Raw genomic sequence first — 19,533 nt, 5'->3', positions numbered from 1 at the left:
CCTCTTAGGTCAGGGCACTATTATGGAACTTGGGGCGCAATCCCCGAAAAGCCTTCCGTGTAAATGAGTTTTTTTCGATAACCGAAGCCATTGTCCGATAAACCTCAACCATCCCCCAGCCAAAAACAAAGCGCCTAGACCATGGTCTAAGCGCAATCTCAAATTACTGTTTATTTTTCGGAATTCTACCTGCCTTTTTAGCCGCTTCTCTTAAAAGAAACTCGATATGGCTGTTGACACTTCGAAAGTCATCGGCAGCCCATTTTTGTAAAATTTCATAGAGGTCGGGATCTAGCCGCAATGGAAAGCTCTTTTTTTTAGACATGCTAGCCCCTCATCAATAGAGAGTACCTGCGTTAATGACAGGCTGAGTTGATTTTTCAGAGACGATTGCGACTAATAGGTTGTTCACCATTTGCACCTTACGCTCATCGTCAAGGTCCACGGTCTTATCCTGCTCGAGTTGCTTGATTGCCATTTGTGCCATTCCGACCGCACCTTCGACAATTTTTTGGCGAGCTGCAATAATGGCAGTGGCTTGCTGACGTTGAAGCATCGCTTGGGCAATTTCGGTTGAGTAGGCAAGATGAGTGAGGCGCGCTTCAAGAACTTCGACACCTGCTACTTTTAAACGATCCTGTAGCTCCGCAGCCAATTCATTTGAGATTTCCTCGGAATTTCCACGCAAAGTGAGTTCAACATTTTCAAATGTGTCATAAGGGTAGCGAGTAGCAACATGTCGAATCGCGGTTTCGCTTTGAATTTCTACGAATTCCTCGTAATGGTCTACATCGAATACGGCTTTTGCTGAATCAACAACCTTATACACAATAACTGCCGCAATTTCAATTGGATTCCCTTCAACGTCGTTAACCTTTAGCTTTTTACTATTAAAGTTGTTTACGCGTAAGGAGACGCTTCGGCGAATAGAGAATGGTACGGTTAAAAACATGCCACTGTCGCGAATGGTTCCCAAATATTTTCCGAAGAAGATTACAACACCTGCCTTGTTAGGTTGAATGATTGTAATACCAGAAGCCAAAATCACCGCAATAGCGACAAACAGAACTCCAAACACAACCTTTGTGTTGATCAGCATCATGACTCCTAGTGTAATGAATACAGCAATGACTAGAACCCCTAAAAAACCGTTAAGTTTCCATACTTGTGTTTCTTTCATGGGATCGACCTCATTTCATTTCGATATTTATTTTATATTATTATGATATCACTTTTGTATAAAAATGTAAATAAATTAACTGAACATTTAAAATTTAATCATTCTATGTATTTTTTAGTTTCGTCTTGAACATGCTTTGTTTTTTCTGTAAAATTTATTGAAGTGCAAAAAATGCAGTTCGTAGTGTTATTTTTTCAACAGAAGGAAATTCTAAAAGAAGCATACTTAAAAAGGAGAGATGGACGATGGGGAAAGTGTACGTTTTTGATCACCCACTAATTCAGCACAAGCTTACATACATACGTGATATAAACACAGGTACGAAGGAATTCCGTGAATTAGTAGACGAAGTAGCAAGCTTAATGGCGTTTGAAATCACACGTGATATGACACTCGAGGAAGTGGAGGTTACAACTCCTGTAGGTAAGGCAAAATCCAAGGTTTTATCTGGGAAGAAAATCGGGATTGTACCAATTCTTCGTGCTGGTTTGGGTATGGTAGACGGAATTTTACGTTTGATCCCAGCAGCAAAGGTAGGGCATATTGGTCTTTATCGAGATCCTGAAACCTTACAGCCGGTTGAGTATTATTTTAAAATGCCTTCTGATATCAAAGAGCGTGAATTCATCGTGGTGGATCCAATGCTTGCAACAGGTGGTTCAGCAGTTGAAGCCATTAATGCTTTAAAGAAACGTGGCGCAACGAATATTAAGTTTATGTGCCTAGTAGCAGCACCTGAGGGTGTGGAAGCAATGAAAAATACTCATCCTGATGTTGATATCTATATCGCGGCACTTGATGAGAAGTTGAACGACCATGGTTATATCGTTCCAGGTCTTGGAGACGCTGGAGACCGTCTATTCGGAACAAAATAAGCGAAAATGATGGAAGCGCCTTGCATAGAAATGAGAAAACTGGCCGGCTAAATTCGCCACGTCCTGTGGCGCCGTCGGCATTAGCACTTCCAGTGCGTCGATACTCCGACAAAGAGGCGTACTTTGCCTCTGCGCAGAGGAGTTGAAGTTTCTCGAGTTTCTAGGCGCTGCAACTGGAACTCACATATTCGACCACCTTTTGAGAAATGCTATCTCAAAGAGGTGGTTTTTTTGTGAAAATGTTACTGGGTATTTGTATAAGTATGATCCTCCTATTTTCAGCAAATCCTGTCGAAGCGCACCGTTTTCCAGACCGACCCCCTTTGCCTAAAGAGGATATGGATGAAATGGTGCACGAAATTATAATAACGGATGAAAATCAATTTAATTCCATAATAGAGAAAACAAAAACAATCTATTCCTCCATAAAAATTAACCACATATACAAGCATGTATTTTCAGGTTTTTCCGTAACAGGAAGAAGACGTGAGGTTCAACAGTTAAAAATGGAGTCTGGCGTTCAACATAGTTCTCCGGTTACAACCTATCAGATTTCTGTTAAAGAAAGTGTTCCTTTTATTGGGGGGGACGAGATTCGAAGTCATTTTGATAAAAAGGATCATCGCTTAACCGGAAAAGGCGTCAAAGTTGGTGTGATTGATACCGGTGTTGACTACACACATCCAGACCTAAGAAGAAATTATAAAGGGGGCTATGACCTCGTTGATGGTGATGATGACCCGATGGAGACCAAGGGAGTTGAAGGGCGAAACACCTCGCATGGAACCCACGTTGCGGGGATTATAGCGGCGAATGGAAAAATCAAAGGAGTGGCGCCTGAAGCTGATATCATTGGCTACCGCGCACTTGGACCAGGGGGAATGGGAACCTCTGAACAAGTCATTGCGGCTATAGATAAGGCAATTGAGGATAAGGTCGATGTCATCAATCTATCTCTTGGTAATACCATCAATGGACCCGACTGGCCAACAAGTCTTGCGTTGGATAAAGCAACAGAAAAAGGAATTGTGGCGGTAACTTCGAGTGGAAATTCAGGCCCAAAGGTATGGACGGTTGGTTCACCTGGGACATCATCAAAGGCGATATCTGTTGGTGCATCAACACCGCCAATGACTGTACCATATCTTACAATAGGATTTTCGAATCGGAAAATTGAGCTTCAACCTCTCCAAGGGTCAATACCATGGAAACTCATAAAGAAATATGAAATTGTTGATGCGGGAATAGGTACGGAAAAAACATTTCCAAAGGCAAAAAATAAAATTGTATTAATGGAAAGAGGGCAAATAACATTTACCGAAAAAGCCGTTCGCGCCCTCAAAGCCGAAGCGATTGCTGTTCTAATCTATAACAATACGGATGGAAACTTCTCAGGTTCATTAGATCAGGAACTTCAAATACCTGTTGCATCCCTTTCAAAAGCAGATGGGGAATGGCTAAAGAAACAATTGAAGTCTCAGAATGCTGTTGTGAAAACCTCGTTCCAAGAGGTGAAAGACACAATTGCTTCCTTTAGTTCCCGAGGTCCTGTCACGCACACATGGGCGATTAAGCCGGATGTGGTGGCACCAGGAGTAGCGATTGATAGCACGATTCCAAATGGATACGAGGAAATGCAGGGGACAAGTATGGCTGCGCCGCATGTAGCTGGAGCAAGTGCCATTTTAAAACAGGCACACCCTGAGTGGACACCGGAACAAATTAAAGCCGCACTCATGAATACAGCACGGCTATTAGAAAAAGATGATGGAACCTTGTACAAGCCATATGAACAAGGAGCGGGTAGAATTCAGCTTCATGAAGCAATTCACTCGGAAACACTAATCTATCCAGGTTCTTTTTCGGCGGGGCTGTTACATCATCAAGATAAACGCACAGAAAAAAGGATAAACATAACGATAGATAATCAGTCTGAAGAAGAAAAGAAATATTCTTTCGAGTTTCCAAAAAACAGAAAAGGAATTCAATGGGACTTGCCCATACCCTTTACTGTAAAACCGAAACAAAAAAAGGAGATTTCAATCGGGCTTGATATCACACCAAGTACCATTGGTGCTGGGCTCCACTATGGGAATTTATTTTTAAACGAAGGAAAAAATCGATATCACATTCCATATATGTACGTGATTGAAGAACCCGATTATCCTCGTATTATGGGATTTCAATTTGGAAAAGGGGATAAGAAAGATGTGTTTCGATATGAATTGTACTTACCTGGTGGAGCAGATGAGTATGGGATTGTTCTCTATAATCCAGACAGTTTAAGGTTTGTGACGTTTTTAGATTGGGACCGAAATGTCGCAAGGGGATTAGTAGAGAAAGAGGTGAACAGAAAAGATCGAAACTTAAGTGGAATATTTAAGGCGATCATTTTTGTTAGAAAAGCCGGCAAAGAGGATATACTAGAAACTGAAATCTCATTTGAGGATACAATGATAGGCGGCCACTAAAACTTTGGTCGCCTACATCTAATTATGAACTTTTTGTGAACGATAAGTGAATTTTTGGATTAATACTACGGTGATAGGACTAACAAAAATCACGATTAAATGGCTTTTGTAAGCGGATGTGGAATGCGATAAAATCGCTTGTGAGAAGGTGAACTTTTTCCTTACAAACAATTGACATTAATAGGTGCCTATTGTATGCTTACAAAGGGTATGAATGAGAAGGTTTTCATCGTAGTATTACTTGGAAAATTGAGTATTTTCTGACACGTTCAAAACCTACCTCAAACGCGTAAAGTGGGGGTTGCTGATGTCTAAAAATGATAAGCATCCTTTACGAGCTTATGCGCTAATGTCTGGTATTCTATCTCAGTTAGTAGGATCGATTCTAATAGGTATTTTCCTCGGTAGATGGATTGATCAGATGCTAGCCACTGAACCGCTTTTTTTAATTCTTGGCCTTCTATTAGGACTAGCAACAGGAGTCTACGCAACACTTCGTCTAGTCAATCATTTTTTCTCGGGAGATTAACTTGATATGCAGGATCTATCCATAGCGTTTACGAGATATCGTAAATACATATTCTACTTACTCGCAATCTATGTACTAGGCTGGGGATTCACTGCATATAAATCGGTCTTCCTAGGATTAATTCTAGGAACACTAGGAAGTCTGTGGATTCTATTTTCGTTGGCTCGCAAAAACAAGCAATTTACGAAAGCCTTTGAAGAGGGTCGAACAGTCCGATCGCTTGGAACAATGTCTAGAATGGCGGTTGCAGGTTTAGCGGTATTAGTCGTAATGGAATATCCAGAAAAGTTCCACTTAGGTAGTATGATTATTGGATTAATGACAGCATACTTTGTCATTATGATAGATTTCTTTTTTCAAAAACTTCATAAATAGACTAAAGCGTAAAACTCAGGTTTGCGCTGGACAATATGGGAAGAGAGGTGAATACTGTTGGGTCACGAAGCTCCTACGTTTGAATTGTTTGGACTTTGGTTTAGTAAATCTAACATGCTGATGATCACAATCGCGAGTGTGATTGTATTCATTATCGCGGTTCTCGGAACTCGTACCCTTGCAATGAAGCCAACCGGTGCTCAGAACTTTATGGAATGGGTCATGGACTTTGTTCGAGGAATTATCAAAAGTTCAATGGACTGGCAAACAGGTGGACGTTTTCAAATACTAGGGATTACATTAATCATGTATATCCTTGTAGCAAACTTTCTAGGATTACCGTTTGCGATCATTTTGGGCCATGAATTATGGTGGAAGTCCCCAACTGCTGATCCAACGATTACGTTAACACTAGCAGTTATGGTTGTTGGATTATCGCATTACTATGGAATAAAGATGAAAGGTGCAAAAGAATACGGTAAAGATTTCTTTAAACCTATGTCATTTATGTTCCCATTAAAAATTATCGAAGAATTTGCAAACACATTAACTCTCGGACTGCGTCTATTTGGTAACATCTATGCTGGTGAAATCCTACTCGGATTAATTGCTGGTATGGCAGTAAGTGGTTATGAAAGTGGCATTCTCGGAGGTATCTTAGGTACAATCGGAGCCTTTATTCCGATGATTGCTTGGCAAGGATTTAGTATCTTTGTTGGTGCCATCCAGGCATACATTTTTACAATGTTAACAATGGTTTATATTTCACACAAAGTAAGTACAGACCATTAAAAATAAACCTTGTCCAAAATGAGACTTTTTGGGCAAACAAAAATCAATTATTATAAATTTTTTTATACAATTAAAGGAGGACTTTTTCAATGGGTTTATTAGCAGCAGCAATTGCAATTGGTTTAGCGGCACTAGGTGCTGGTATTGGTAACGGTCTTATCGTATCTCGTACAGTTGAGGGGATTGCTCGTCAACCAGAAGCACAAGGTAAACTTCAAACTACTATGTTCATCGGGGTTGCGTTAGTTGAGGCGATTCCTATCATCGCAGTAGTTATCGCGTTCATGGTATTCGGCGCTAACGCATAAGATGATTTTTCGAAGCTTTCCTTGAAGTTGCATCTAAGGTCTTTCCTTATTTCGTAACCTTAAAAAGTGAAGGCTAGATAACAAAATGGCGAAGATCATTCCAAGAGAACCTTCGCCATTCCTTTGTATTACCCAAAAAAAGACTTAATCGTGCTTATTATTGCACGTGATGATGAAATGAAGGACTTCCATTCGACCTGGAACTCGCGAAAAAGGAGGGAATATAGGTGTTAGATCTTTTTGTCTTAGGCGCTGCCGCTGGTAAATTGCCTGTTAACCTTGGAGATATCATTTTCCAATTGGTTGTATTCATCATTTTATTAGCGTTACTTCGTAAATTTGCGTTCGGTCCAATCATGAATATCATGAAACAACGTGAAGAACATATCGCAAATGAAATTGATTCTGCAGAGCAAAATCACCAAGAAGCGAAAAAATTAGCAGAAGAACAACGTGAACTTCTTAAAAAGTCACGTTCAGAAGCTGCTGAATTAATCGAAAATGCACGTAAACTAGGTGAAGAGCAGAAAGAAGGAATTATTCAAGCTGCTCGTGACGAAGCCAACCGTTTAAAAGAAGCTGCAAAGCAAGAAATCGTTCAAGAAAAAGAACAAGCCGTTGCTGCTTTACGTGAACAGGTTGCATCACTTTCAGTGTTAGTTGCTTCTAAAGTGATCGAAAAGGAACTTAGCCTTGAAGATCAAGAGAAGTTAATTAACGAATATATTCAAGAGGTAGGAGAAGGGCGATGAGCAAAGGAATCGTAGCAAAGCGATATGCAGTAGCTCTTTTTCAATTAGCAAGTGAACAACATGCACTTGATCAGTATGAAGAAGAAATTCGTACAGTGAAACAAGTGTTTTCAAATAGCGGTGATTTCCAATCTGTATTAAAAAATCCAAAGCTTACAGCTGATAAGAAAAAAGCGATTGTAACACAATCCTTTCAAGGTTTTTCACAGATGACATTAAATACGCTGTATTTATTAATTGATCGTCATCGTGAAGATATTATCGCTGATGTTGCGGAAGAATTTATTGCACTTGCAAATGACAAACGCGGAATTGCGGATGCAACTGTCTACTCTGTCCGTCCATTAACAGACTCAGAGGAAGCAGGAATCTCAAGTGTATTTGCTAGAAAAGTTGGAAAATCTTCTTTACGTATTCAAAACATTGTAGATCCAAGTCTGATTGGTGGCGTAAAGCTTCGAATCGGAAATCGTATATTTGATGGAAGTGTAAAAGGTAAGTTAGACCGCTTAGAGCGTCAACTTATTGCGAAAAGATAGGGGTGAAATTCATGAGCATCAAAGCTGAAGAAATTAGTGCGCTGATAAAAAAGCAAATTGAAAACTATCAGACTGAAATACAAGTGAGCGAAGTTGGTACAGTTATCAGTGTCGGTGACGGTATCGCACGTGCTCATGGCCTCGACAATGTCATGGCTGGAGAACTCGTTGAATTTTCAAACGGTGTCATGGGTATGGCACAAAACCTTGAAGAAAACAACGTAGGTATTATCATCCTTGGTCCTTTCACAGATATTCGTGAAGGTGACGAAGTACGTCGTACAGGACGTATCATGGAGGTTCCAGTTGGTGAAGCATTGATCGGCCGTGTTGTTAACTCTCTAGGACAACCAGTTGATGGTCTAGGTCCAATCGAAACTACAAAAACTCGTCCAATCGAAAGTCCAGCTCCTGGGATCATGGACCGTAAATCTGTTCATGAACCACTACAAACTGGTATCAAAGCGATTGACGCATTAATTCCAATCGGTCGTGGTCAGCGTGAGTTGATCATCGGTGACCGTCAAACAGGTAAAACATCTGTTGCAATCGACACAATCCTTAACCAAAAGAACGAAAATATGATCTGTATTTACGTTGCTATTGGTCAAAAAGAATCAACTGTTCGTGGTGTTGTTGAAACATTACGTAAAAATGGTGCATTAGATTACACAATCGTTGTAACTGCTTCTGCATCTCAACCAGCTCCAATGTTATTCTTAGCTCCTTATGCGGGTGTAACAATGGGTGAAGAGTTCATGTACAATGGTAAGCACGTTTTAGTTATTTATGATGACTTAACAAAACAAGCTTCTGCATACCGTGAACTATCATTATTACTACGTCGTCCTCCAGGTCGTGAAGCATATCCAGGGGATGTATTCTACCTACACTCTCGTTTACTTGAGCGTGCTGCGAAGCTTTCTGACGCAAAAGGTGGCGGATCGATTACAGCTTTACCGTTCATTGAAACACAAGCTGGTGACGTATCTGCATACATTCCAACGAACGTTATCTCGATTACAGACGGACAAATCTTCTTACAATCTGACCTATTCTTCTCAGGTGTGCGTCCTGCTGTTAACGCAGGTTTATCCGTATCACGTGTTGGTGGATCTGCGCAAATCAGTGCGATGAAGAAGGTATCAGGTACATTACGTCTTGACCTTGCTTCTTACCGTGAGCTAGAAGCGTTCGCTCAGTTCGGTTCAGACCTTGATAAAGCAACTCAAGCGAAACTTAACCGTGGTGCACGTACAGTAGAGGTTTTAAAACAAGGTTTAAACAAGCCACTAGCAGTAGAAAAGCAAGTTGCGATTCTATATGCATTAACTCGTGGATTCCTTGATGATATTCCAGTAGAAGATATCTCTCGTTTTGAAGAAGAATACTTCGTATGGTTAGAACATAACCGTAAGGCTGAAATCTTTGATCACATTAAGTCAACTGGTAAGCTTCCAGAAGATGAAGTATTTACTTCTGCAATCAATGATTTCAAAAAGACATTTGCAGTTTCTGAGTAAAACGAAATGCGTAAGCGACGTTCAATACGTGCGTCGCTTATCTGAATAAAGCTAGGAAGACTCGGTTCCAAAGCGTTTACGAATAATCGAGGAAAAGGTGGTGAGAACCTTTGGCATCCTTACGTGATATAAAAACAAGAATCACTTCAACAAAGAAAACAAGTCAAATTACTAAAGCGATGCAGATGGTTTCAGCATCTAAATTTAGCCGTGCTGAAGCAAATGCAAAATCGTTTGTTCCATATATGGAAAAAATTCAAGAGGTCGTTGCAAATATCGCAGTGGGCAGTTCGGAAGCAAGTCATCCGATGCTACTTCACAGACCTGTTAAAAAGACTGCTTATATTGTCATCACATCTGACCGTGGATTAGCAGGTGCATATAACAGTAACGTGATTCGTGGTGCGTACCAGGCGATGCAAAAACGTCATAAAAGCACTGATGAGTTTACAGTTATTGCAATCGGTCGTGTCGGCCGTGACTTCTTTGTAAAAAGAGGGATTTCCGTTAGCTTAGAAATCGCTGGTTTATCTGATCAACCTTCTTTCGCTGAAATTAAGGATATTGCAAATGCAACTGTAAATATGTTTGCAGATGGTACGTATGATGAGCTTTACATGTGGTATAACCATTTCGTAAGTGCGATTCAACACGATGTAACGGAGAAAAAGCTATTACCGTTATCGGATTTAGCTGCTAACAAAAAACAAACTTCTTATGAATTCGAACCTTCACAAGAAGAGATCTTAGAGGTATTGCTTCCTCAGTATGCTGAAAGTCTCATCTACGGAGCACTTTTAGATGGAAAGGCAAGTGAACACTCTGCTCGTATGACTGCGATGAAAAATGCGACAGACAATGCGAAAGAGCTTATCGATTCACTTACTCTCTCATACAACCGTGCTCGTCAAGCGGCAATTACGCAAGAAATTACGGAAATTGTCGGTGGAGCAGCAGCACTCGAATAGAACATATAACAACATTAGATAGATTTTAAGGCATTCAAGTGAACGTTAAGAATTGAATGACCGCCAAAAGTAAGTTAGGAGGGAAAACGATGACAAAAGGACGCGTTACCCAAGTTATGGGTCCTGTTGTAGACGTACAGTTTGACAGCGGCCATCTTCCTGAGATTTATAACGCCCTTACTATTAAACATAGTGCGCGTAACGAAAATGAAGTTGACATCAACTTAACATTAGAAGTTGCGCTTCACCTAGGTGATGATACTGTACGTACAGTTGCGATGTCATCTACTGACGGTGTAGTTCGTGGATTAGAGGTAACTGACACTGGTAAGCCAATTTCTGTACCAGTTGGTGATGTAACACTTGGACGTGTATTTAACGTTTTAGGTGAAAACATTGACCTTGATGCTCCAGTACCTGCTGATGCACGTCGTGATGCAATTCACAGAGAAGCACCAACATTTGAACAACTTTCAACTGAGGTTGAAATTCTTGAAACAGGTATTAAGGTAGTAGACCTTCTTGCTCCATACATTAAAGGTGGAAAAATCGGTCTATTCGGTGGTGCGGGTGTTGGTAAAACAGTTCTTATCCAAGAGCTTATCAACAACATCGCACAAGAACACGGTGGTATTTCCGTATTCGCTGGTGTAGGTGAGCGTACTCGTGAAGGAAACGACTTATACTACGAAATGAAAGACTCTGGAGTTATTTCAAAAACAGCGATGGTATTCGGACAAATGAACGAACCACCAGGTGCGCGTATGCGTGTAGCTTTAACTGGTCTTACAATGGCGGAATACTTCCGTGATGAGCAAGGCCAAGACGTGTTATTCTTCATCGATAACATTTTCCGATTCACTCAAGCAGGTTCTGAGGTATCAGCCCTACTTGGACGTATGCCATCTGCCGTTGGTTACCAACCAACTCTAGCAACTGAGATGGGTAAATTACAAGAACGTATTACATCAACAAACGTTGGATCTGTTACGTCAATCCAAGCGATTTACGTTCCTGCCGATGACTATACTGACCCGGCTCCAGCTACAACGTTTGCTCACTTAGACGCAACAACAAACCTTGAGCGTAAGCTTTCTGAGATGGGTATTTACCCAGCGGTGGATCCATTAGCATCTACTTCTCGTGCTTTATCTCCTGAGATTGTTGGCGAAGAGCACTACAATGTTGCACGTCAAGTACAACAAACATTACAACGTTACCGTGAACTACAAGATATTATCGCGATCCTTGGTATGGATGAGTTAGGTGATGAGGATAAGTTAGTCGTACACCGTGCGCGTCGTGTCCAATTCTTCTTATCTCAAAACTTCCACGTTGCGGAGCAGTTCACTGGTCAACCAGGTTCATATGTTCCAGTTAAGGAAACTGTTCGTGGATTCAAGGAAATCCTAGAAGGTAAATACGACTATCTTCCTGAAGATGCGTTCCGTCTAGTTGGTCGAATTGAAGAAGCAGTAGAAGCTGGAAAGCGCATGGGTGTTGAAGCATAATTAACGGGACCTAGGAGGGTATAAAATGAAGACAGTAAAAGTCAATGTCGTGACTCCTGATGGCCCAGTTTATGAAGCTGATGTGGAAATGGTAAGTGCCAAAGCTCAAAGCGGTGAGCTCGGTATTTTACCAGGACATATTCCTATGGTTGCTCCTCTTCAAGTAGGGGCAGTTAGACTTAAGAAGGAAGGCAACACTGAACTTGTGGCTGTAAGTGGAGGCTTTCTCGAGGTTCGTCCTGACCAAGTAACAATTCTTGCTCAAGCTGCTGAAACAGCAGAGCACATTGATGTTCACCGTGCACAACAAGCAAAGCATCGTGCTGAACAACGCTTGCAGGCGAAACAAGAACATGTCGATTTTAAACGAGCAGAGCTCGCTTTAAAACGTGCCATCAATCGATTAAACGTAATACAAAATAAATACTAATTTTAGTATTGGAACCCCCGGAGACCTTTGGTCCCGGGGGTTTTTTTCGTATTTGGGGTTGGGTTATGGGATGGATTCGCTGACAGGTATATTGAAAAATTGGCTAAAATCGATAGAATCAGATTATAATCGATAGAATCAAAATAAAGTTGATAGGATTAAAATAACGTCGATAGAACAAAATTAACGCCGATAGAATCCGATTATCGTTGGTGGAAGGCTGAAATTTAGTAAGTAGGATTAGAATTCAAACTAGCTATCCCTATAATTTAATCCCTTATATAATGGTTTTAACAGTATTGGCCATTAGATAGGGGTTTTTTTTATATTTGTTGAAACCTTTTGCCTTTTTCTTGTATCTAAGGATTAGGTTGACTCGGAAAGGAGAGCATACTTTGGATATTGCAAAAGAGGTGAAAAAGGCGAGGCGTGGGAGTAAGTCTTCCTTTGAAAAACTAATTATGGCCCATAAGCTTTTGATGTATCGTGTGGCGAAAACAATCTTAACGAATGACGAAGACTGTGCGGATGCGATTCAAGAAGCGATCATCAAAGCTTATCAAAAAATGGATACGTTGAAAGAGCCTGCTTATTTTAAAAGTTGGTTGTGCCGAATTGTTTTAAATGAATGTTACCAACTGTTAAGGAAGAAAAAGAATGTCATAAATTTTGATGATTTGTTTGAGCCTCAGATAACGGAACAAGGATATGAGGAAGTAGAGGTTGAACAAATGCTCGGTAAACTACCTGAAGAGCAATCTCAATTGTTGAAGCTTTTTCATATAGAAGGAATGTCAATTTTGGAGCTAGCGCAAATATATGAGGTACCGGAAAATACCGTAAAAACTAGATTACGTCGTGCGCGTGAAAAAATGCGTGAGCTATGGGATATAAAAGAGGAGGGATCATCATGGATAAATGGGAAAATCAAATAAGGATGAGGGCAAACCCACAGGTTCCTACAAATGTGGAACAGCGCATCAACGAAACACTCCGTTCCCTTCCAAAAAAGAAGACATATCCACGCTTCTACTATCCAGTTGCAGCTGTGTTTTTGGTGGGCTTCCTTTTGTTTGGAATATCCTTTATGTCGCCAACTTTAGCTGAGACGTTGAAGTCTGTACCAGTCATCGGGTCTATTTTTAAGATGGTAGGGGATGTCGGTACCCAGAAGGGAGAGAAAGAGGGGTTAACCACTTTATTAGGGCAACAGGTGGAAATAGATGGGCAAGTGATTACTTTTACGGAGAGTCTTTATGATGGATCACAGATTCATATTGGGTATCTGATTGAATCTTATACCCAAGTGACGGCAACCTATCCTACTGATTTTTTATCGAACTTACAGTTAACCATTGATGGCAAGGGTGTGAGTTATGGGATGGGAGAACGCGGTGAGGTATTAGAAAATGGAGATTACGCTGGGATATTGAGTATTCGTGTGGATGACGAATTACCAGATCAGTTTACTCTTGGCATACGTTCTCAAAAAGAAAAAGCATTACATGTAGAGTTGCCAATTACAAAACAAGGAGACAACCGATCGTTTCTTGTCAATGAAACGGTAGAGTCTGAGGATTTAACGATGCATGTGGATAAAGTGACATTTTTTCCAACAAGTACGGAGATTATGTTTCGTCAGATTATGGACGAAAAAGTATTTGAGAGTAAAAAGTATGATTGGTTAGATTATCAAATCGTTGATGACAAGGGGAATGTACTGCAGCCGTTTAGCGGAGGTGGTGGTGGGGGACCAATGAAGAACGGTCAGTTACTACAAACCTTCAATTATTACTATGAGCCTCTGGAGACTATACCGAAGTCACTAACGTTTAAACCTTATTTGAATGTTGGGAACGAGAAGGTGGAAGAAGTGAAAGCAGACTGGACGGGTGAAAAACTGACTCTTTCACAAGGAGGAATAGGAGAAATAACTGTATTAGACATTAAGAGTGAAAATAACTTAGTAACCCTCATTGTGGAAACAAAGGGTGATGATGCGTACTGGCAGGCAAATAGCATTTTGATTGAGAAGAATAATGGAGAGCCTTTTTATCAGGAAAAGACACCAAAGCGAGTCGAGAATGCAGTAAATCAATATGAGATTCAGTTTGCGGCCGATGTGGCAGAGAAAGATATTCGTGTTGTCACCTATAAACAAAAAGCTCCGAAATTTTTGGAGGAGCTAGAGGTGACGATTGAGTTGGGTGAGTGAATGTGAGTTAGGGCTACTATTATGTAGTCCTTTTTTCGTTTTTGGACAATAATTTTGAATTATGGCTGATAATTTTTGTTATTGGACAATAGGTTATTAGTATAGATGATATTTTGTAATTATAGGCTGAAAGGTTATTGGGGAGGGCTTGGATGTATTGGGTAAGTAGGTTTCTAGAGGTGTAATCTTGCCATCAAGGGGCTGAAGTCGAGGAGATGATGGTACGAAAAAGGGATAAACGTGCCCTCAGGAGATGGAAAGCGATAGGGTGATGGTACGAAAAAGGACTAATCGTGCCCTCAGGAGGTGGAAATCGATTGGGTGATGTTACGAAAAAGGGTTAATCGTACCATCAGGGGAGATATATCGAATGAGTGATGATACGAATATAAAAACACTTTTTTGTGGGCGTAACTTCGTTACGATTATTTGTTTTGTTGAAGAAATGGGGAATACGCCAAAAACGCCTGCGGCCTTTTTGGCTAGAAAGGGGGGACCAAGTGTCGACCAACTGAGTTCTTATGTTCTATGAAATAGGAAATTACCATTTTGATGAAACTAAAGTTTCATCATTTCAGCCAAGGCTGAAACTGCAAATGGGGAAAAATAGTATAGGGAAAGCGAGCTTTCCCAGCCTGTTTTTTCCCCATTTGTCAGAAATGGTAATTTCGTAGAATAAGTGGCAGGTTTGGTCGACACTTGGTTGGGAAAAGTGCTATAATGAATTCGGTTACATTTATAATATTTTGTTAATAAAATATTGGGGATATCGGAGGGGGCTGCATGGAGGATCTGTTGAATCAGTATTTGAATAGTTACATGATTGTGTTTGTCTTCTTGTTGTTGGGTATTCTACTCCCGATTGTGGCGTTGTTTCTGGGGAAGTTGCTTCGTCCACACGCACCTAGTGAGGAGAAGGCTACTACATATGAGAGTGGGATTGAGCCATTCCATGATTCTCGGGTACAGTTTAATGTACGTTATTATATTTTTGCGCTATTGTTTGTTATTTTTGATGTTGAGACTGTATTTTTATATCCATGGGCTGTTGCCTACGAAAAACTCGGAATTTTCGCAGTAGTTGAGATGTTTATTTTCGTTGTTATGCTCGTTATCGGCTTAGTATATGCTTGGAAGAAGGGCGTGTTGAAATGGATTTAAAAATGGATGGTATTTCAGATTTAGAGATGGAAGAATTAAAGAGAAGTATATTTTTGACGACGCTGGAGCAGGTGAAAGGTTGGGCACGAAGTAATTCGTTATGGCCACTTACATTTGGTCTGGCTTGTTGTGCGATTGAAATGATGGGGACAGGTTCTTCTCACTATGATTTGGATCGATTTGGTTCCTTTTTCCGTACATCTCCTCGTCAGTCCGATTGTATGATTGTGTCTGGGACGGTAACAAAGAAAATGGCGCCAGTTTTAAAGAGATTGTATGATCAAATGCCTGAGCCAAAATGGGTGATTGCGATGGGTTCTTGTGCAACTGCGGGGGGACCTTATGTGAAATCGTATGCGGTTGTAAAAGGGGTTGACCAAATTGTACCGGTTGATGTGTACATTCCGGGTTGTCCTCCAAATCCTGCTGCGCTCATTTACGGGATTAATAAATTAAGAGAGAAGATTCGCTATGAGGCTAAAACGGGGAAGAAGGTGATTTAGCATGAGCGAAGAAAAAGACCTTGAACAACTTAAGCGTGAGGCTGCGGAAAAAGCGAAGGAAGCTGCAAAAAAGCGACTAGCTGAAAAACAGGCGGCTGAAGCGAAAAGTGAAGATGAATCAAAGGAAGAGAATATAGATTTTGCGAAGGCGAAAGCAGCTGCTGCGGCGAAGGCGAAGGCAGCGGCATTAGCCAAGCAGAAGGCGAAACAGCAGGCTGAAGAGAAAGCAGCGACTGAAAAAAAGTCAGAATCATCAGAAGAGGGTGATTTGGACCTTGCAAAGCAAAAAGCCGCGGCGGCAGCAAAAGCGAAGGCCGCAGCGCTAGCGAAGCAAAAAGCGGCAGAAGCGGCATCCGAAGAATCACCGCAAGCAGATGACAAAGCAACGGCGAAAGCGAAAGCAGCTGCGGCAGCCAAAGCAAAGGCAGCAGCACTAGCAAAGCAGAAAGCAGCAGAAGCTGGTTCTGGTGGAGACGACGACTTAGCAACGGCAAAAGCGAAAGCAGTTGCGGCGGCGAAAGCAAAGGCAGCAGCGTTAGCGAAGCAGAAAGCGGCTGAAAAGGCAGGAGCAGGCTCGGACGATGACGAGCTGGCAAAAGCCAAAGCGAAGGCGGTAGCAGCAGCCAAGGCAAAGGCAGCGGCCGCAGCGAAAGCGAAAGCAGCAGCTGGTGCCGGTGGAGCAGACGATCTTGCTAAGGAAAAGGCAAAAGCCATTGCGGCGGCAAAAGCGAAGGCAGCCGCAGCAGCAAGAGCAAAGGCCGCAGTTGGCGGAGAGCCGGAAGAAGTCGAAGAGGCAGCGCCATCTCCAAACCAAAAATATTTAGATAAGTACGTGAAAGTAATCACGGAACACCTTGGGGCAGACGTTTTAGAAGATTCATATATTAATACACTATCAAAAGACGTACCAACACTTGTTGCAAAGCCAGATACATATTTTAAGATTGCACAGTTTTTAAAGTTTAATGAGCAACTTGGGTTCGATTACCTGTCAGAACTGCATGGCACAGACTTCCAGACACATATGGAAGTGTATGTTCACTTATTCTCTTATAAAAACCGTCAATCTGTTGCGTTAAAAGTAAAACTTGACCGTGATGAGCCAACAGCTGCTTCCTTGCAGCCATTATGGGAAGGGGCAAATTGGCCTGAGCGTGAGACATATGATTTGCTCGGTATCACATTCACTGGACATCCGAATTTAACACGAATTCTTTTGCCGGATGACTGGGTGGGGTATCCACTTAGAAAAGACTATGAACCGTATGATGTGGAGGTGTAGCATATGATTCGTACAGAAGAAATGCTCCTCAATGTAGGGCCACAACATCCAAGTACACACGGGGTATTCCGTCTTGTTGTTAAGATTGACGGGGAAATCATCAAGGAAGCTACACCTGTAATTGGATATCTACACCGTGGTACTGAAAAGCTTGCAGAGGATTTGCAATATACGCAAATTATTCCGTACACAGACCGAATGGATTATTTATCGGCGATGACCAATAACTATGTACTTTGTCACGCTGTTGAAACGATGATGGACATTGAGGTTCCAGAACGGGCGGAGTATTTACGCATCCTTGCGATGGAATTGGGTCGCGTTGCAAGTCACCTTGTATGGTGGGGGACATATTTGCTTGATATTGGAGCAACAACGCCATTTCTCTATGCGTTTAGAGAAAGAGAAATGATTATTAATCTACTAAATGAACTGTCCGGGGCAAGGCTTACGTTTAACTACATGCGTGTTGGTGGAGTGAAATGGGATGCGCCTGAAGGATGGATTGAAAAAGTAAAAGAATTTGTTCCTTATATGAGATCACAGCTTCCAGGGTATCACCAGCTTGTTACGGGTAATGAAATTTTCCGTGACCGTGTAATTGGCGTTGGAAAGTACACGAAGGAGGATGCGTTGAATTATTCCTTGAGTGGTACGAACCTTCGCTGTACAGGGGTGAAATGGGATCTCCGTAAAGATGAGCCCTATTCCATCTATGATCGTTTCGATTTTGACGTTCCGACAAGGGATGGCGGAGATGCATGGGCGCGCTATCACTGTCGTATGGCAGAGATTGAGGAATCCTTAAAAATTATCGAGCAGGCAGTAGAACAATTCCCTGAAGAGGGAGAAATTATGGCTAAGGTTCCGAAAATTATTAAAGCGCCAAAGGGCGAGGCATATGTACGGATTGAATCACCACGAGGAGAAATTGGCTGTTATATTTCAAGTGACGGAAAAAAGGAACCCTATCGTTTGAAATTTAGACGACCGTCCTTTTACAATCTTCAAATCCTTCCGAAGCTTTTAAAGGGTGAAAATATGGCGAACTTGATTGCAATCTTAGGTGCGATAGACATTGTCCTTGGGGAGGTTGATGGTTAATGATCGAAAACCTATTAAATTCACCTCCGAGTTGGCTGAATTTTGGTATTTTCTTTTTACTTGCGACCGTCTTACTTTTTGTCATCTTAGGATTCGTTACATATGGAATCCTTGCAGAGCGGAAAGTTATGGGATTTATGCAAGCACGTATGGGTCCAAATCAAGTCGGTGGACGCTGGGGACTTTTACAAACAGTAGCTGACGTCTTAAAACTTCTTATAAAAGAAGACGTCATCCCGAAGGTTGCAGATCGTCCATTATTTATTATCGCACCCGTCATCGCATTCGCTCCTGCCTTCATGGTTGTTGCAGTACTGCCGTTTACGGATAGTTATAAGTTTGCAGATATTGGTGTGGGCTTACTTTATTATATTGCCGTATCTGGTCTTACTACGATCGGAATTGCTGCAGGTGGTTGGGCATCGAATAACAAATATGCCCTTATGGGAGGAATGCGTGCAGCAGCACAGATGATTTCCTATGAGATTCCACTCGTAATGTCAGTAATCGGAGTTATTTTATTATCTGGTAGCTTAAACTTATCTGATATCGTGGAAGCGCAGGATAAGGTTTGGTTTATATTTGCACAGCCGATTGCCTTTATTGTCTTTTTTATTGCGTCTGTCGCGGAGCTCAACCGTGTTCCGTTTGACTTACCTGAGGCAGAATCAGAGATTGTCGCAGGTTTCCATATTGAGTACTCAGGATTTAGATGGGCCTTCTTCATGCTAGCAGAATATGTATATATGTTTGCGATGGCTGCGTTAACGACTGTCCTATTCTTAGGGGGATGGAAACCTGTTTTATTCCTAGATTTTATACCAGGTGCCGTTTGGTTCTCCTTGAAATTTAGCTTGGTTATCTTCGTCTTAATCTGGTTCCGTTCCACATTCCCGCGTTTACGTGCGGACAGACTGATGGAATTCGGCTGGAAGGTCTTACTTCCAATCGCGCTAGCCAACATTTTCTTATCGGCTTTAATTAAGGAATTGTTTTTCTAGAGTAACTACCTAAT

Annotated in this window: 22 protein-coding genes; 20 read left to right on the top strand and 2 right to left on the bottom strand. The window is 41.5% G+C overall.

What is annotated here, in order from left to right:
* Positions 1–163: 163 nt before the first annotated feature.
* Together RGU12_RS22210 and RGU12_RS22205 are read right to left on the bottom strand one after the other, a co-directional pair.
* The gene (locus RGU12_RS22210; protein WP_083497317.1) at positions 164–325 is read right to left on the bottom strand and encodes a type II toxin-antitoxin system antitoxin; all 162 of its coding nucleotides are present in this window, start codon (positions 323–325) and stop codon (positions 164–166) included.
* Positions 326–337: 12 nt separating this feature from the next.
* Positions 338–1,180 (bottom strand): SPFH domain-containing protein, encoded by an 843-nt coding sequence (locus RGU12_RS22205; RefSeq protein ID WP_309537999.1) that lies wholly within the window; start codon positions 1,178–1,180, stop codon positions 338–340.
* Between the two features lie 245 nt (positions 1,181–1,425).
* On the opposite strand from RGU12_RS22205, the gene upp reads away from it, so the two are divergent.
* The 20 genes from upp (at position 1,426) to nuoH (ending at position 19,519) form a co-directional block, all read left to right on the top strand.
* Positions 1,426–2,055: a uracil phosphoribosyltransferase gene (upp, locus tag RGU12_RS22200; RefSeq protein ID WP_309537998.1), complete on the top strand. Its 630-nt coding sequence runs from the start codon at positions 1,426–1,428 to the stop codon at positions 2,053–2,055.
* A 239-nt stretch (positions 2,056–2,294) separates the two neighbouring features.
* The gene (locus tag RGU12_RS22195) at positions 2,295–4,526 is read left to right on the top strand and encodes a S8 family serine peptidase (RefSeq protein WP_309538312.1); all 2,232 of its coding nucleotides are present in this window, start codon (positions 2,295–2,297) and stop codon (positions 4,524–4,526) included.
* Between the two features lie 307 nt (positions 4,527–4,833).
* Positions 4,834–5,055, top strand: coding sequence for an AtpZ/AtpI family protein (locus tag RGU12_RS22190; protein WP_116352006.1), 222 nt, complete (start codon positions 4,834–4,836; stop codon positions 5,053–5,055).
* Positions 5,056–5,061: 6 nt separating this feature from the next.
* Positions 5,062–5,430: an ATP synthase subunit I gene (locus tag RGU12_RS22185; RefSeq protein WP_309537997.1), complete on the top strand. Its 369-nt coding sequence runs from the start codon at positions 5,062–5,064 to the stop codon at positions 5,428–5,430.
* A 57-nt stretch (positions 5,431–5,487) separates the two neighbouring features.
* The gene (gene atpB / locus RGU12_RS22180; RefSeq protein WP_309537996.1) at positions 5,488–6,222 is read left to right on the top strand and encodes a F0F1 ATP synthase subunit A; all 735 of its coding nucleotides are present in this window, start codon (positions 5,488–5,490) and stop codon (positions 6,220–6,222) included.
* 89 nt (positions 6,223–6,311) lie between these two features.
* Positions 6,312–6,530: a F0F1 ATP synthase subunit C gene (atpE, locus tag RGU12_RS22175; RefSeq protein WP_116352009.1), complete on the top strand. Its 219-nt coding sequence runs from the start codon at positions 6,312–6,314 to the stop codon at positions 6,528–6,530.
* 227 nt (positions 6,531–6,757) lie between these two features.
* Complete coding sequence (gene atpF, locus RGU12_RS22170; RefSeq protein WP_309537995.1) at positions 6,758–7,282, top strand: F0F1 ATP synthase subunit B; 525 nt, start codon at positions 6,758–6,760, stop codon at positions 7,280–7,282.
* Positions 7,279–7,821: a F0F1 ATP synthase subunit delta gene (locus RGU12_RS22165; RefSeq protein WP_309537994.1), complete on the top strand. Its 543-nt coding sequence runs from the start codon at positions 7,279–7,281 to the stop codon at positions 7,819–7,821. Before atpF ends, RGU12_RS22165 begins: the two co-directional genes overlap by 4 nt.
* Before the next feature lie 11 nt (positions 7,822–7,832).
* Entirely contained in the window at positions 7,833–9,344 is a 1,512-nt protein-coding gene (gene atpA / locus RGU12_RS22160; protein WP_309537993.1) for a F0F1 ATP synthase subunit alpha, read from the top strand.
* Between the two features lie 110 nt (positions 9,345–9,454).
* Positions 9,455–10,312 (top strand): F0F1 ATP synthase subunit gamma, encoded by an 858-nt coding sequence (locus RGU12_RS22155; RefSeq protein WP_116352013.1) that lies wholly within the window; start codon positions 9,455–9,457, stop codon positions 10,310–10,312.
* A gap of 89 nt (positions 10,313–10,401) precedes the next feature.
* On the top strand, positions 10,402–11,823 hold the full coding sequence (atpD, locus tag RGU12_RS22150; RefSeq protein ID WP_116352014.1) for a F0F1 ATP synthase subunit beta: 1,422 nt from the start codon (positions 10,402–10,404) through the stop codon (positions 11,821–11,823).
* A 25-nt stretch (positions 11,824–11,848) separates the two neighbouring features.
* On the top strand, positions 11,849–12,253 hold the full coding sequence (locus tag RGU12_RS22145) for a F0F1 ATP synthase subunit epsilon (RefSeq protein WP_116352015.1): 405 nt from the start codon (positions 11,849–11,851) through the stop codon (positions 12,251–12,253).
* 395 nt (positions 12,254–12,648) lie between these two features.
* Entirely contained in the window at positions 12,649–13,188 is a 540-nt protein-coding gene (locus RGU12_RS22140; protein WP_309537992.1) for an RNA polymerase sigma factor, read from the top strand.
* Positions 13,164–14,468 carry a DUF4179 domain-containing protein gene (locus RGU12_RS22135; RefSeq protein ID WP_309537991.1) on the top strand — a complete coding sequence of 435 codons (1,305 nt, stop codon included), beginning with the start codon at positions 13,164–13,166 and terminating at the stop codon, positions 14,466–14,468. The genes RGU12_RS22140 and RGU12_RS22135 overlap by 25 nt, the downstream gene beginning before the upstream one ends.
* A gap of 370 nt (positions 14,469–14,838) precedes the next feature.
* A complete protein-coding gene (locus RGU12_RS22130) occupies positions 14,839–15,000 on the top strand; it encodes a hypothetical protein (protein WP_309537990.1) in 162 nt (53 codons plus the stop codon).
* Between the two features lie 251 nt (positions 15,001–15,251).
* Entirely contained in the window at positions 15,252–15,629 is a 378-nt protein-coding gene (locus RGU12_RS22125; protein WP_116352017.1) for an NADH-quinone oxidoreductase subunit A, read from the top strand.
* Positions 15,620–16,132: a NuoB/complex I 20 kDa subunit family protein gene (locus RGU12_RS22120; protein WP_309537989.1), complete on the top strand. Its 513-nt coding sequence runs from the start codon at positions 15,620–15,622 to the stop codon at positions 16,130–16,132. Before RGU12_RS22125 ends, RGU12_RS22120 begins: the two co-directional genes overlap by 10 nt.
* A 1-nt stretch (position 16,133) precedes the next feature.
* The gene (locus tag RGU12_RS22115) at positions 16,134–17,414 is read left to right on the top strand and encodes an NADH-quinone oxidoreductase subunit C (RefSeq protein ID WP_309537988.1); all 1,281 of its coding nucleotides are present in this window, start codon (positions 16,134–16,136) and stop codon (positions 17,412–17,414) included.
* Between the two features lie 3 nt (positions 17,415–17,417).
* Entirely contained in the window at positions 17,418–18,518 is a 1,101-nt protein-coding gene (locus tag RGU12_RS22110; RefSeq protein WP_116352020.1) for an NADH-quinone oxidoreductase subunit D, read from the top strand.
* Positions 18,518–19,519 (top strand): NADH-quinone oxidoreductase subunit NuoH, encoded by a 1,002-nt coding sequence (gene nuoH, locus RGU12_RS22105; RefSeq protein WP_136380710.1) that lies wholly within the window; start codon positions 18,518–18,520, stop codon positions 19,517–19,519. The genes RGU12_RS22110 and nuoH overlap by 1 nt, the downstream gene beginning before the upstream one ends.
* Positions 19,520–19,533 lie beyond the last annotated feature (14 nt).

It is taken from the genome of Ferdinandcohnia sp. QZ13 (assembly GCF_031324165.1).
Classification (GTDB): Bacteria; Bacillota; Bacilli; order Bacillales; family Bacillaceae_L; genus Ferdinandcohnia.
The sequence above is the reverse complement of the archived record's forward strand: the minus strand, read 5'-3'. Positions and strand labels throughout refer to the sequence as shown.

Excerpts from the sequence above, each read along its gene's own strand:
- atpA (WP_309537993.1), top strand. The coding sequence starts at position 7,833 with ATGAGCATCAAAGCTGAAGAAATTAGTGCGCTGATAAAAAAGCAAATT.
- RGU12_RS22210 (WP_083497317.1), bottom strand. The coding sequence starts at position 325 with ATGTCTAAAAAAAAGAGCTTTCCATTGCGGCTAGATCCCGACCTCTAT.
- RGU12_RS22130 (WP_309537990.1), top strand. The coding sequence starts at position 14,839 with ATGAGTGATGATACGAATATAAAAACACTTTTTTGTGGGCGTAACTTC.
- RGU12_RS22190 (WP_116352006.1), top strand. The coding sequence starts at position 4,834 with ATGTCTAAAAATGATAAGCATCCTTTACGAGCTTATGCGCTAATGTCT.
- atpE (WP_116352009.1), top strand. The coding sequence starts at position 6,312 with ATGGGTTTATTAGCAGCAGCAATTGCAATTGGTTTAGCGGCACTAGGT.
- RGU12_RS22195 (WP_309538312.1), top strand. The coding sequence starts at position 2,295 with ATGTTACTGGGTATTTGTATAAGTATGATCCTCCTATTTTCAGCAAAT.
- RGU12_RS22110 (WP_116352020.1), top strand. The coding sequence starts at position 17,418 with ATGATTCGTACAGAAGAAATGCTCCTCAATGTAGGGCCACAACATCCA.
- RGU12_RS22165 (WP_309537994.1), top strand. The coding sequence starts at position 7,279 with ATGAGCAAAGGAATCGTAGCAAAGCGATATGCAGTAGCTCTTTTTCAA.
- RGU12_RS22135 (WP_309537991.1), top strand. The coding sequence starts at position 13,164 with ATGGATAAATGGGAAAATCAAATAAGGATGAGGGCAAACCCACAGGTT.
- nuoH (WP_136380710.1), top strand. The coding sequence starts at position 18,518 with ATGATCGAAAACCTATTAAATTCACCTCCGAGTTGGCTGAATTTTGGT.
- RGU12_RS22125 (WP_116352017.1), top strand. The coding sequence starts at position 15,252 with ATGGAGGATCTGTTGAATCAGTATTTGAATAGTTACATGATTGTGTTT.
- RGU12_RS22145 (WP_116352015.1), top strand. The coding sequence starts at position 11,849 with ATGAAGACAGTAAAAGTCAATGTCGTGACTCCTGATGGCCCAGTTTAT.
- RGU12_RS22115 (WP_309537988.1), top strand. The coding sequence starts at position 16,134 with ATGAGCGAAGAAAAAGACCTTGAACAACTTAAGCGTGAGGCTGCGGAA.
- RGU12_RS22185 (WP_309537997.1), top strand. The coding sequence starts at position 5,062 with ATGCAGGATCTATCCATAGCGTTTACGAGATATCGTAAATACATATTC.
- RGU12_RS22205 (WP_309537999.1), bottom strand. The coding sequence starts at position 1,180 with ATGAAAGAAACACAAGTATGGAAACTTAACGGTTTTTTAGGGGTTCTA.
- upp (WP_309537998.1), top strand. The coding sequence starts at position 1,426 with ATGGGGAAAGTGTACGTTTTTGATCACCCACTAATTCAGCACAAGCTT.
- RGU12_RS22120 (WP_309537989.1), top strand. The coding sequence starts at position 15,620 with ATGGATTTAAAAATGGATGGTATTTCAGATTTAGAGATGGAAGAATTA.
- atpD (WP_116352014.1), top strand. The coding sequence starts at position 10,402 with ATGACAAAAGGACGCGTTACCCAAGTTATGGGTCCTGTTGTAGACGTA.